The following is an 11614-nucleotide window of genomic DNA, read 5'->3' as shown; positions in this document are numbered from 1 at the left end:
GAGGTCGAGGCGCTCGTCGCCGCAGCCTTCGAGGCGTCGAGCGCGTTCATCAAGCTGAGCGACAACAAGGGCAAGGTCTTCATCGTGCCGACCGCCAGCTTCGGCTATATCGAGATCGGCTCGGAGTCGTCTCGTCGCGTCGGGTTCGTGGCGTAGACCATGGAGCTCCTCTTCGTCGTCCTCATCGCCGCGGGCCTCGGATTCCTCGCGCACTACGCGCTCCCGGGTCGTGAGACCCGCGGATCACTGCTGCTCGGCGCCATCGCCGCCATCGTCGCATCCGTCATCTGGGTGTCGCTGCTGTGGCTCGGCTTCACGTTCGACGGAGGCTGGATCTGGGTCATCAGCCTCGTGGCAGCCGGCACCGCAGCGCTCGTCGTCGCCCTCGCCCTTCCCCCGCGCCGTCGCGCCAGCGACCGCGCGCTGCTGACCAGGCTCTCCGGCGGCAAGGCCTAGCCTCGCCCGCTCGGCAGGATCGCCGCACGACTCCTGCGCACCACACGATCGCGCCATGGCGCGACCACCCGGGTCTTTGTGAGCCACCCGATCGAACGTTTCACCGTGTGGCCAACAAACGGCCGGGTGGTCGATCCAGCCCGCCGAGCAGCCAAGCTCGGGCGATCAGGCTCAGGCGGTCAGGCCCAGGGCATCCATTCGGCGCGTGTGGGCGGCGATGAGCTCTGTGAAGACCGGTTCGATCCTGGCCTCGTCGTTGGCCGACGACGGCGGTGAGGCAAGAGCCGACCGCGCCACGAGGATCGTGTCGCCGACGAGACGGCGCCCCCACATCGCAAGATGGGCGGCCTGCGTCGGCTCGAGCTCGATGACGATCCGCAGCTGCTCTGACAGCAGTGCCTCGTGCGAGCCCGCGGCGTAGATCGCCCGAACCCGTCGCTCGAGGTCGTCGGGGAGACCGCCGGCCACGCGAACGAAGAAGTCGTCGAGGATGCCGCTGGTGATGTGGCTCGTCACGAGCGACTCCGCCCAGGTGTCGCCGCGCGTCGCGCGCTGGAAGAACTGGATGCCGGCGCCATACGGCTGCATCGCCTCGGCCGCCGTCACACCGGTGCGGGCGATCTCGGCCGCAAGTGCGTGGTGCTTGGAAAGGGCTATGGCCGCGGCGCGGCTGAGGCGCTCCTTGGCAGCGAGGTCGGGGGCTGCCGCGACATTCGCGCTGAGTCCCTCGAAGATGACGAGCTGCACGTAGGCCGCCTGGGCCAGGTACTGGTCGCGGTGGGGGGCTAGTTCGGCGAGGTCGACCCTCGTCGACGAGGCGGCCTCCTCAGAGCGGGGCCGGAGCTTCGGCGCATCGACCCGCGCACCCTTCGCGCGCTTGCGCCAGAACCAGTTGACCACTGCGTCAGCTTACCGTCGCCGCTCGCAATGGCCAGAACGCGCCGCAGACAGGGTATTTGCCTCTGCTACGGCTAAACTGCTCGCAGAGCCCCCCACTTCTGGCGGGGGCCGTGCGTCCCACGTCAAAGCGGGCGCCACCGCAGCTGACAGGGCCAATACTCTCGTGACTTTCGCAGAACTCAATATCGACCAGGACATGGTCGACGCACTCGCAACCAAGGGCATCATCGAGCCCTTCCCCATCCAGACGCAGACGATCCCCATGGGGCTCGCTCGACAGGACATCATCGGCCAGGCCAAGACCGGCACCGGCAAGACCCTCGGCTTCGGCCTTCCCCTTCTGCAGTCCCTCGGCGCCAACCCGGAGCCCGGCGTGCAAGCGCTCGTCGTCGTACCGACCCGCGAGCTGTGCGTGCAGGTCGCAGAAGACCTCGTGCTGGCCTCCTCCAACCGCGCCACCAAGGTTGCCGCCATCTACGGCGGCAAGGCATACGAGGGCCAGGTCGAGCAGATCAAAGACGGAGCGCAGGTCATCGTCGGCACCCCCGGCCGACTGCTCGACCTCGCGTCGCAGCGCCTGCTGAGCCTCAAGAACATCAAGGTCATGGTGCTCGACGAGGCAGACAAGATGCTCGACCTCGGCTTCCTCAGCGACATCGAGAAGCTCTTCGCGCAGACCCCGGCCAACCGCCACACCATGCTCTTCTCCGCGACCATGCCGGGGCCGATCGTCGCCCTCGCCCGCCGCTTCATGAACAAGCCGATCCACATCCGCGCGACCGACCCCAACGAGGGCCTCACGCAGGCGAACATCAAGCACGTCGTCTACCGCGCGCACTCGCTCGACAAGGACGAGGTGATCGCCCGCATCCTGCAGTCCGAGGGCCGCGGCAAGACCGTCGTCTTCACCCGCACCAAGCGTGCCGCAGCCAAGCTCGTCGAAGAGCTGAACGACCGTGGCTTCAACGCCGCAGCGGTGCACGGCGACCTCAACCAGGAGCAGCGCGAGCGCGCCATGGCCGCGTTCAAGGCCGGCAAGAAGGACATCCTGATCGCCACGGATGTCGCCGCCCGCGGTATCGACGTCAACGACGTCACCCACGTCATCAACCACACGGTGCCAGACGATCACGACACCTACCTCCACCGCGCTGGCCGCACCGGCCGTGCCGGCAAGACCGGTATCGCCGTGACCTTCGTCGACTGGGACGACATGCACAAGTGGGCGCTCATCAACCGCGCGCTCGAGATGAACATCCCAGAGCCGACAGAGACCTACTCGTCGAGCCCGCACCTGTTCACCGACCTCGACATTCCCGAGGGAACGAAGGGGCGCCTGCCCGGATCGGTGCCGCGCGTTCGCGAGGCGGCTCCGGCATCCGCGTCGGCTGGTGGCGGTCGCGGCGGAGACCGCGGTGGCCGTGGCACCTCCGGCGGAGGCCGCGACGGCCAGCGCTCTGGCGGGCAGTCCTCTGGCCGCCCTCCTCGTGAGCGCGCAGCGTCGACGGATGTCGTCCGCGAGAGCGCAGAAGGAGGCGGCACCCACGACGGAACCGCTCCGACCCGTCGCCGCCGCACCCGCACGCGGCGCGGTGGAGCTGGCGCAGCTGGCCACAGCGCTCCCCCCGCTGTCTAACTCGGCTGGCTAACCCGGCAGGTCGCCAACGCGGCACGTCGTCAACCCCGCCGCCCCTCTCGATCGTCGTGGTTTCAACGACGGCCTAACGGCACGAGAGGGGCAACAATGACCAGATCCAGCTTCCCAGTCGCGATCCTCGCGGTGCTGCTGCTTGCGGGGTGCACCCCGACGACGCCAACCACCCGCGCCGACACCGAGGGCGGGGAGTCGCCCGCCGTCGACGAGAACTGCCTGGTGGGGCAGTGGGACCTCGACGTCGCCAACTACGCGGAGCAGTCGCAGGAGTTCCTGTCGACGCTCGGCGTGCCCATCGTCGACGTCACCATGAGCGGCACGCAGGTGCTCGACTTCAGCGCAGATGGCGCGATGCAGCTCGGCACCGGCATCACCGCCGGCGGCACCATCACCGTCCCCGGCTTCAGCGGCCCCGTCTCGACGACCACCGAGAGCATCTCGACGGGAACCTGGAGCACGGCCGCCGACGGCTCGCTGACGATCGCCGACTGGACGCTCATCGACAACGCCGTCACCAGCACGGCGCCAGAGGGAATCGACCTCGGCGGAGTCACGCTCACCGACGTCACCGGCATGACCGCGCTCTGCGACGAGTCGAGCCTGTTCCTGCAGGGGCCCGATGCCCCGCTCGGCTCCTACTGGACCCGGCGCTAGGCAGCTCCCGACCGCACGAGCACCGCTGGCGGAGGTTGCCGCAGGTCAGCCGGTGAACGGCTGCGACCCGGTGCCACGGGCGATGAGCTTCTCAAGAACCTCTGGCGATGTCGTGTTCTCTGCGAGGCGGTTGGGCTTGCCGAGACCGTGGTAGTCGCTCGACCCTGTGATCTCCAGTCCGAATCTCGCGGCGAGTTCGACAAGTCGCTCCTTGCCGTCAGCCGTGTTGTCCCGGTGGTGCACCTCGAGGCCGAAGAGTCCCGCGTCGGCCAGCGTCTTGAGGCTCGCCGAGTCGATCATGCGGTCGCGGCCGTGGGTGGCGGGGTGGGCGAGCACTGGCACTCCCCCGGCAGCGACGACCATCTCGACGCCGCGCAGCGGGGATGGCGCGTAGTACTTCTCGTAGTAGCCGCTGCGCCAGTGCAGAATGCTCTCGAACGCCGCGCTGCGGTTGTCGACGTGGCCCCTGGCGACGAGCGCATCGGCGATATGCGGCCGCCCGATGGTTCCGCCGTCGATGGACTGCGCGAGCACGTCATCCCAGGTGAGGTCGTAGTCCTCGGCGATTCGGCTCACAATGCGCTCTGCACGGTGCAGCCGCCCGTCGCGGATGCGGGCGGTCTCGACGACGATCTGCGCGTCACTCGGATCGAAGAGATAGGCGAGCATGTGCACGCTCGCCGGCCCGAAGTTGGTGCTCAGCTCCATACCGGGGATCACCGTGAGCCCAGTGCCAGCGGCTGCTCCCTTCGCCTCTTCCCATCCCGCAGTCGAGTCGTGGTCGGTGATCGCCATCGCCGTCAACTCGGCCGCGACGCCGGCGCGGATCAGCTGGGTTGGGGTCTCTGTGCCGTCCGACACGCTGCTGTGCGTGTGAAGGTCGATGAGCGCGGGCACCTCCTCAGCCTATTGGTCTAGGCTCGCCGTCATGCTTCGACGGATTCTCGCCGCTGCGTTCCTCGTGCTTCTCGGCCTCGCGCTGCTCTTGGTCGCCTGGCCACAGCTCGCGAACCTGTCGCGCACCGACGGGTTCGTTCAGGCAGTCTCGCTGCGCGGCCTCGCCGTCGCCGGGGCCGCGGTCGGCGTTGTCGCCCTCGGCTTCGTCGCGGCGCTCGCCATGCCGATTCGTCGCTTCATCGCATCCGTCGGTGTGCTGCTTCTCGCCTTCTGCCTGGTGAACCTCGCGGTTCTGTCCACTCGCGGCTTCGGCAGCATGGCATTCGAGACTGCCGGCGAGAGCACGATCACCGTGCTCTCCTGGAACACCCTCGGCGACGCGCCGGGGGCCGAGGCGATTGCCACGCTTGCCCTCGACTCCGATGCAGAGATCGTCGCCCTTCCAGAGACGACCACCGCGACGGCGACAGAGGTCGCCGCCATCATGACTGCCGCCGGCGTGCCCATGGCCTCGTTCACCGCCTTCTTCGACGAGATCTCGAAAGCGCGCTCGACGTCACTGCTCATCAGCACCGCCCTCGGCGAGTATGCCGTCGACGAGAGCAGCGGCAACTCCGCAGTGCTGCCGACCGTTATCGCCACCCCGGTCAACGGAACCGGCCCGACGATCGTCAGCGTGCACCTGGTTGCCCCCGTGCGCGGCGAGATGGACAACTGGCGCTCTGACCTCGAGTGGATTCCCCAGGCCTGCGCTCGCGACAACGTGATCATGGCTGGCGACTTCAACGCGACGCTCGACCACTTCGGCGGGCTGGAGGCACGCGACGGAGCAGTGCTCGGCCGCTGCTTCGATGCTGCCGCCAGCACGGAGAATGCGGCCGTCGGCACCTGGCCGACCAGTCTGCCCGCCCTTATCTCCGCGCCCATCGACCACATCATGTACACGGGCAACTGGCGCGTGGCCGGCATGCGCGTGATCCAGAACTACGACAACGTCGGAAGCGACCATCGCCCCGTGCTCGCAGAGCTGGTGCCGGCCGGCTAGCTGTACTCGGCGATGAGCAGCTGTGCCATCGCCTTGCCGCGCATCGCCGCGAGCGCATCTCCTTCGCTCGCCTGCACGATCGAGCCCTTCATGAGGATGTGCCACGAGCGCGCGAACTCGTCAGGGTCGCGCAGCCCTGCCTCGGTCGCGAACCTCGCGACGAGAGCGCGGATGTTGCTCAGGTAGACGCCGCTGGCGCGGCCAGCCGGGTGCTCCGGTCCCATCTCGAGAAGCACGTTGATGAAGGAGCACGCCTCGAAGTCGTCGCGCTGGAACCAGTCGTGAAAGACGTCGAAGATCGCGAGCAGCCGGCCGATCGGCGTATCGGCACGGGCGCGCGCTCCCGCCTCGACGATGCCGTAGGTCCAGACTCGCTCTCGCCTCTCGAGAAAGGCGAGCACGAGGTCGTCCTTCGACGGGAAGTGCCGGTAGAGCGTGGCCTTGGCGACACCGGATGCGGCGATCACCTCGTCGACAGAGACGTCGCGAACTCCGCGGCGCGCGAACAGGTCGTAGCTCGCCGCGAGAATGCGCTCGCGGGGCGCGGTGCGGGCTTCCACCAGTGTCGGGCTTAAGGGGGACATGGTCCTCTGGTCGCCATCTCGAGCGCCGGGTGGCCGTCGGGCGGCTGCGACCTGTGCCGTCGACAACCGTTACAGAGTGTCACTGTTGACGGGGGCTCGACAAGACTAAACCGTCTCTGTCACCATGGGATCCCTCCCCCAGAACGGGGGTCAGACGAAGGGGCAGAGATGACCGCCACCGACGAGACAGCGACGCAACCCGCTCCGGTGGTTGCCCCCATCTCCCTCCCGCGAAGCGCGAGCGCCCACGTGAGCGCCTCCCAGCCGACCGGGCTGACGGCACCCGTGCCGGGCACAGCAACCGCATCGAAGCGACGACGCTCCCGCAATACGAGTCGTTAGAGAATAGGGGCATGGCAAACGAGAAGTCAGCCGCGCCTCGCGCGACCAGCAACCGGTCGACCACCCCCCTCTCTGACGAGTTCCGCCGCTTCATCTCCGGTGAATGGTCAGAGCGCCCCGCCGCGGTGGTGAGCCGACGCGAGGAGGCCGACCTTGCTGCCCATCGACGGGCGCGCATCTCGGCTATGCACCCTGGCGTGCGCATCATCATCCCTGCTGGCACGGCCGCGGTGCGCTCCAACGACACCGACTTCCCGTTTCGGGCACACTCCGCCTTCGCGCATCTCACGGGTTGGGGCAGCGACTCGGTGCCGGGCAGTGTTCTGCTGCTCGAGCCGACAGACGATGGCCACAGCCCCACGCTCTACTTTCGCAAGGCAGCCGGTCGCGACTCCGACGAGTTCTACGCGAATCCCGAGATCGGCGAGTTCTGGACGGGTGCACGGCCGTCCCTCGCGGAGGTTGCCGGTGAGCTCGGGCTCGAGACGGCCGACCTCGCCGGGTTCGAGACAGTGCTCGACTCCGTCGACGCGACCACGATCATCGTGCGTGGAGCCGACCGCGACCTCACCGACCAGGTCGACGGTCGTCGGCTCACGATCGTCGAGGAGGTCGACGAGAGCGCCGACGCCGAGCTCGCCCGTGACCTCAGCGAGCTGCGGCTCGTCAAGGATGCCTGGGAGATCGAGCAGATGCGCCTCGCCGTCGCAGCGACGAAGCAGGGTTTCGACGACGTCATCGCCGACCTTCCGCAGATCGTCGCACATGAGCGCGGCGAGAGGCTCGTCGAGGGAACCTTCAACCGGCGGGCGCGAGCCGAGGGCAACACGGTCGGCTACGACACGATCGCGGCATCGGGTCCGCACGCGTGCATCCTGCACTGGACCCGCAACGACGGCCCCGTCGTGCCCGGCGACCTCATCCTGCTCGACGCGGGCATCGAGCTCGACACCTACTACACGGCTGACATCACCCGCACCCTTCCCGTGAGCGGCACCTTCACCGAGGTGCAGCGCCGGGTCTACGAGGCCGTGCTGGAGGCCGCGGACGCGGCCTTTGCCATCGTGCGGCCGGGCATCCGGTTCCGTGAGATCCACCAGGAGGCGATGACCGTCATCGCCGCCCGCACCGCGGAGTGGGGCCTGCTGCCGGTCAGCGCGGCGGAGTCGCTCGAGCCAGAGCACCAGTACCACCGCCGCTACATGGTGCACGGCACATCGCACCACCTCGGGCTCGACGTGCACGACTGCGCGCAGGCGCGGCGCGACCTCTACCTCGACGGTGTTCTGGAGGAGGGCATGGTCTTCACGATCGAGCCGGGGCTCTACTTCCAGCCAGACGACCTGACGGTGCCCGCCGAGATGCGCGGCATCGGCGTTCGCATCGAGGACAACATCCTCGTCACCGCGGACGGCGCAGAGAACCTCTCCGCCGGCATCCCTCGCACAGCCACCGAGGTGGAAGCCTGGCTTACTCGCTGACCGGTCGAGCCAGCATCTCCTGCGCCTTGGTCAGCAGCTCCGGTTCGATCATCACCTGGTAGTTGCTGGCCAGCACCTGGTTCACCGAGGTGAAGTCGCGGCGCCGGCGATTCAGCGCGTAGCTGACGATGCCGAACAGCATGCCGAATCCGGCACCGATGAGCGCTGCGGCGGCAACGATGGAGAGGCTGGATGCCGGCGCGAACAGCAGGAAGACCACACCGAGGAACAGCCCGAACCACGCACCGCTCGCGGCCCCGCCTCCGGCCGCACGGGCGTAGCTGAGCTTGCCGGTGATGCGCTCCACCGTCTTCAAGTCGTTGCCGACTATGGCGAGGGAGGAGACATCCAGTTCGGCCTTCGAGAGGCGGTCGACGACACCCTGCGCCTCGAGATATGTCTCGTAGGTGCCGAGAACCGCACCGCGCGGAAGGGTCGGCTGCGGCGGGACACGACGGCTGAAGATGCTCTGGTTGGTCACACCGCAATTCTCCCACCCGGACGGGTAGGGTTTCTCTGTGAGCGCAACGAGGGTCTTCGCTGCCCGACTGGCCGGGTGCTCCGTTTTCGACCCCGCTGGCGACCGGGTCGGCAAGGTTCGCGACGTTCTCGTGGTCTACCGCTCCTCCGAGTCGCCCCGCGTCGTCGGGTTCATCGTCGAGGTGCCAGGCAAGCGCCGTGTCTTCCTCTCCATCGGTCGCGTCACGAGCATCGGCTCCGGCCAGATCATCGCCACCGGCCTCATCAACCTCCGCCGCTTCGAGCAGCGCGGCGGTGAGGTTCGCGTCATCGCAGAGCTCATCGGGCGCCGTGTCGGCATGGTCGACGGATCGGGTCAGGCAACCATCGAAGACGTCGCGATCGAGGAGGTTGGCCTCGGAGAGTGGGAGGTCGGCCAGGTCTTCTGCCGTCGACCGCGCACCGGCACCTTCGGCAAGGGCGAGACCGTCTTCGTCAAGTGGGACGCGATAGTGGAGAAGGCAACCGCCGGCGAGGCGCAATCGGCGACCCAGCTCGTGGCCAGCTACGCCGACCTGCTGCCGGCCGACCTCGCCAACGCCATGCTCGACCTGCCAGAGCAGCGCATGCACGAGGTCGCAGAGGAGCTGAGCGACGAGCGCCTCGCCGACGTGCTCGAGGAGATGCCAGAGAGCGAGCAGGTCGACATCCTCAACCAGCTCGACGACGACCGAGCCGCCGACGTGCTCGACCAGATGCAGCCGGATGACGCCGCAGACCTCATCGCACACCTCTCCGACGAGCGCGGCGAGGCCCTGCTCGACCTCATGGACCCGGAGGAGGCGGAAGACGTGCGCTTCCTGCTCTCCTACGCTCCCGACACCGCCGGCGGCCTCATGACGACGGAGCCGATCATCGTGTCTGCCGACGCGACGGTCGCCGAGGGACTCGCCCTCATCCGCCGCCACGAGCTCGCGCCGGCGCTCGGGGCCGCGATCTGCGTCACCCTGCCGCCATACGAGCCGCCGACCGGCCGCTTTCTCGGCATGGTGCACTTCCAGCGGATGCTGCGCTACCCGCCCAACGAGCGCCTCGGCACCCTGCTCGACCAGAGCCTCGAGCCCGTCATGGCGCACACGAGTGCCGCAGAGGTCTCGCGCATCCTCGCCAGCTACAACCTGGTGTCCCTCCCCGTGGTCGACGAGACCCACCGACTGGTCGGGGTGGTGACCATTGACGACGTCCTCGACTACCTCTTGCCAGATGACTGGCGAAGTACCGATTCCGACGAGCCTTCACCGGCTCTCGTGACCACCACACCGCAGACCGGAAGGAGGACCCGCAATGGCACGCGCTAACCGCCCCTCGCGCAGCGAATCACGACTAGACACCCCGAAGGGGCTCCGCACCTCCTTCGGCGGTCGCTTCGAGAGCCGCGACCGCATGGGCCGCTTCTCCGAGTCCTTCGCCCGCGCGATGGGCACCCCGTGGTTTCTCGTCGGCATGTCGGTGTTCGTCATCGCCTGGCTCGCCTTCAACACCTTCGCTCCGGTCGCAGCCCAGTTCGACCCTCGGCTGACGAACTTCACCCTGCTCACGCTCATCCTGTCGCTGCAGGCCTCCTATGCAGCGCCCATGATCCTGCTCGCCCAGAACCGGCAGGACGACCGCGACCGCGTGCAGATCGAGCAGGACCGCCAGCGGGCGGAGCGCAACCTCAACGACACCGAGTACCTCGCCCGCGAGATCGTCGCGCTGCGGCTTGCCATGAAGGATGTCGCGAGCAAGGACTTCATCAGGGCAGAGCTGCGCGCACTCCTCGCAGAACTGAGCGAGGACAGGGATGACGACGGCACCGATTGACCTCCTCCCCGCGCTCGCGCGGGTGATCGACCCGGAGATCCGCCGACCCATCACCGAGCTCGACATGATCGGCGCGACCTCGGTCGTCGACGGCGTGGCGAGCGTCGAGCTCAAGCTCACGATCGTCGGGTGCCCTGCGGCCGACCGCATCGAGGGGGACGTGCGTGCCGCCGTGCTGGCGGTGCCGGGAGTGAGCTCTCTCGAGCTGTCGATCGGGGTCATGACACCGGCCGAGCGCGACGCACTGACGGCGCGCCTGCGTGGCGGCCGCTCGCGCGGCAACCAGTTCGGCGCCGACTCCCTCACCCGCATCTCCGCGATCACCAGCGGCAAGGGCGGCGTCGGCAAGTCGTCGCTCACGGCGAACCTCGGCGTCGCCCTTGCCGCCCGCGGGTTGCGGGTCGGCATCGTGGATGCCGACGTGTTCGGGTTCTCTATCCCCGGCATCCTCGGCATTGCCGATGCGAAGCCGACCAAGGTCGGCGAGCTCATCCTTCCGCCGGTCGCCCACGACGTGAAGGTCATCTCGATCGGCATGTTCGTCGAGGGCAACACCGCCGTCTCGTGGCGCGGCCCCATGCTGCACCGCACGATGCAGCAGTTTCTCGGCGACGTGCACTTCGGCGACCTCGACGTGCTGCTGCTCGATCTTCCGCCCGGCACGGGCGACGTTGCCATCTCCCTCGGGCAGCTGCTGCCGCAGGCCGAGGTCATCGTCGTGACCACGCCCCAGGCCGCCGCGGCCGGCGTGGCGGAGCGCAGTGCCACCGTCGCCCGCCAGACCGGTCAGACCGTCATCGGAGTGATCGAGAACATGGCGGGGCTTCCCCAGCCCGACGGCAGCATCCTCCACCTGTTCGGCGAGGGCGGCGGTCAGGATGTCGCGACGCGACTCGGCGTGCCCGTGCTCGCCTCGATTCCCCTGAGTGTGGCCCTGCGCGAGGGCGGGGACGCGGGGCTGCCCGTTGTGCTCTCGCACCCGCTCGACCCAGCGGCGGCCGCCATCCTTGCCGCTGCCGAGGCCCTCGCGGTGCGCCCGCGCGGGCTGGCCGGCAAGCCTCTCGGCCTCAGCCTCAGCTGACCCTCCGGTTTCGTAAAACAGGAATCCGCGGGGCCAGAGTGGCTGGCGCGTCTGGGGAGGTCACTCCAGGCCCGCCAGCCTCATCAGCCCCTGGTCCTCCTGTTTTGCAAAACAGGGGTGGGCGCAAAAAAAGGGGCGCTGGGCGTATTCGCTCGCCCTGCGCCCCTCTTTGATTCGGAGCCGACCCCGCGAGGGTCG

The 11614-nt window shown here is 68.3% G+C and carries 14 protein-coding genes; 10 read left to right on the top strand and 4 right to left on the bottom strand.

The window, feature by feature from the left end; all coding sequences use genetic code 11:
• Together AC14A7_RS08730 and AC14A7_RS08725 are read left to right on the top strand one after the other, a co-directional pair.
• Nucleotides 1–156 (top strand): DUF3107 family protein (locus tag AC14A7_RS08730; RefSeq protein ID WP_484008180.1); only part of this gene is annotated, 156 nt, incomplete at its 5' end.
• Between the two features lie 3 nt (nucleotides 157–159).
• Nucleotides 160–456 (top strand): hypothetical protein, encoded by a 297-nt coding sequence (locus AC14A7_RS08725; RefSeq protein WP_484008178.1) that lies wholly within the window; start codon nucleotides 160–162, stop codon nucleotides 454–456.
• A gap of 171 nt (nucleotides 457–627) precedes the next feature.
• On the opposite strand, the gene AC14A7_RS08720 is transcribed toward AC14A7_RS08725, so the two are convergent.
• The gene (locus AC14A7_RS08720; protein ID WP_484008177.1) at nucleotides 628–1356 is read right to left on the bottom strand and encodes a ferritin-like fold-containing protein; all 729 of its coding nucleotides are present in this window, start codon (nucleotides 1354–1356) and stop codon (nucleotides 628–630) included.
• Between the two features lie 163 nt (nucleotides 1357–1519).
• Here AC14A7_RS08720 and AC14A7_RS08715 point away from each other — a divergent pair, with 163 nt between their 5' ends.
• Both AC14A7_RS08715 and AC14A7_RS08710 read left to right on the top strand, forming a co-directional pair.
• Nucleotides 1520–2992, top strand: coding sequence for a DEAD/DEAH box helicase (locus AC14A7_RS08715; protein ID WP_484008176.1), 1473 nt, complete (start codon nucleotides 1520–1522; stop codon nucleotides 2990–2992).
• 108 nt (nucleotides 2993–3100) lie between these two features.
• Nucleotides 3101–3664 (top strand): hypothetical protein, encoded by a 564-nt coding sequence (locus AC14A7_RS08710; RefSeq protein ID WP_484008174.1) that lies wholly within the window; start codon nucleotides 3101–3103, stop codon nucleotides 3662–3664.
• Between the two features lie 45 nt (nucleotides 3665–3709).
• Here AC14A7_RS08710 and AC14A7_RS08705 read toward each other — a convergent pair whose 3' ends face one another.
• The gene (locus AC14A7_RS08705) at nucleotides 3710–4561 is read right to left on the bottom strand and encodes a PHP domain-containing protein (RefSeq protein ID WP_484008173.1); all 852 of its coding nucleotides are present in this window, start codon (nucleotides 4559–4561) and stop codon (nucleotides 3710–3712) included.
• A gap of 31 nt (nucleotides 4562–4592) precedes the next feature.
• Between AC14A7_RS08705 and AC14A7_RS08700 the strand changes: the two genes are divergently transcribed.
• The gene (locus AC14A7_RS08700) at nucleotides 4593–5606 is read left to right on the top strand and encodes an endonuclease/exonuclease/phosphatase family protein (protein WP_484008171.1); all 1014 of its coding nucleotides are present in this window, start codon (nucleotides 4593–4595) and stop codon (nucleotides 5604–5606) included.
• Here AC14A7_RS08700 and AC14A7_RS08695 read toward each other — a convergent pair.
• Nucleotides 5603–6190, bottom strand: coding sequence for a TetR/AcrR family transcriptional regulator (locus AC14A7_RS08695; protein ID WP_484008170.1), 588 nt, complete (start codon nucleotides 6188–6190; stop codon nucleotides 5603–5605). The two genes, AC14A7_RS08700 and AC14A7_RS08695, sit on opposite strands and share 4 nt — an antisense overlap.
• A gap of 168 nt (nucleotides 6191–6358) precedes the next feature.
• Between AC14A7_RS08695 and AC14A7_RS08690 the strand changes: the two genes are divergently transcribed.
• A complete protein-coding gene (locus tag AC14A7_RS08690; protein WP_484008168.1) occupies nucleotides 6359–6532 on the top strand; it encodes a hypothetical protein in 174 nt (57 codons plus the stop codon).
• A gap of 11 nt (nucleotides 6533–6543) precedes the next feature.
• Nucleotides 6544–8013, top strand: a complete 1470-nt coding sequence (locus tag AC14A7_RS08685; RefSeq protein ID WP_484008167.1) for an aminopeptidase P family protein — start codon at nucleotides 6544–6546, stop codon at nucleotides 8011–8013.
• On the opposite strand, the gene AC14A7_RS08680 is transcribed toward AC14A7_RS08685, so the two are convergent.
• Nucleotides 8003–8494, bottom strand: coding sequence for a YflT domain-containing protein (locus AC14A7_RS08680; RefSeq protein WP_484008166.1), 492 nt, complete (start codon nucleotides 8492–8494; stop codon nucleotides 8003–8005). The two genes, AC14A7_RS08685 and AC14A7_RS08680, sit on opposite strands and share 11 nt — an antisense overlap.
• 37 nt (nucleotides 8495–8531) lie before the next feature.
• Between AC14A7_RS08680 and AC14A7_RS08675 the strand changes: the two genes are divergently transcribed.
• Genes AC14A7_RS08675 through AC14A7_RS08665 form a run of 3 tightly spaced genes read left to right on the top strand, consistent with a single transcriptional unit; the run spans nucleotide 8532 to nucleotide 11416 of the window.
• Nucleotides 8532–9830 (top strand): magnesium transporter MgtE N-terminal domain-containing protein, encoded by a 1299-nt coding sequence (locus AC14A7_RS08675; RefSeq protein ID WP_484008164.1) that lies wholly within the window; start codon nucleotides 8532–8534, stop codon nucleotides 9828–9830.
• Complete coding sequence (locus AC14A7_RS08670; RefSeq protein WP_484008162.1) at nucleotides 9817–10335, top strand: DUF1003 domain-containing protein; 519 nt, start codon at nucleotides 9817–9819, stop codon at nucleotides 10333–10335. Before AC14A7_RS08675 ends, AC14A7_RS08670 begins: the two co-directional genes overlap by 14 nt.
• Nucleotides 10316–11416: a P-loop NTPase gene (locus AC14A7_RS08665; protein WP_484008161.1), complete on the top strand. Its 1101-nt coding sequence runs from the start codon at nucleotides 10316–10318 to the stop codon at nucleotides 11414–11416. Before AC14A7_RS08670 ends, AC14A7_RS08665 begins: the two co-directional genes overlap by 20 nt.
• Nucleotides 11417–11614 lie beyond the last annotated feature (198 nt).

This window comes from Conyzicola sp. (genome assembly GCF_057073975.1).
Note: the sequence above shows the minus strand (reverse complement) of the source record. Positions and strands in the feature narration are given on the sequence as shown.

Coding starts and splice junctions, on each gene's coding strand:
- AC14A7_RS08725 (WP_484008178.1), top strand. CDS start 160: ATGGAGCTCCTCTTCGTCGTCCTCATCGCCGCGGGCCTCGGATTCCTC.
- AC14A7_RS08665 (WP_484008161.1), top strand. CDS start 10,316: ATGACGACGGCACCGATTGACCTCCTCCCCGCGCTCGCGCGGGTGATC.
- AC14A7_RS08695 (WP_484008170.1), bottom strand. CDS start 6,190: ATGTCCCCCTTAAGCCCGACACTGGTGGAAGCCCGCACCGCGCCCCGC.
- AC14A7_RS08690 (WP_484008168.1), top strand. CDS start 6,359: ATGACCGCCACCGACGAGACAGCGACGCAACCCGCTCCGGTGGTTGCC.
- AC14A7_RS08670 (WP_484008162.1), top strand. CDS start 9,817: ATGGCACGCGCTAACCGCCCCTCGCGCAGCGAATCACGACTAGACACC.
- AC14A7_RS08700 (WP_484008171.1), top strand. CDS start 4,593: ATGCTTCGACGGATTCTCGCCGCTGCGTTCCTCGTGCTTCTCGGCCTC.
- AC14A7_RS08685 (WP_484008167.1), top strand. CDS start 6,544: ATGGCAAACGAGAAGTCAGCCGCGCCTCGCGCGACCAGCAACCGGTCG.
- AC14A7_RS08710 (WP_484008174.1), top strand. CDS start 3,101: ATGACCAGATCCAGCTTCCCAGTCGCGATCCTCGCGGTGCTGCTGCTT.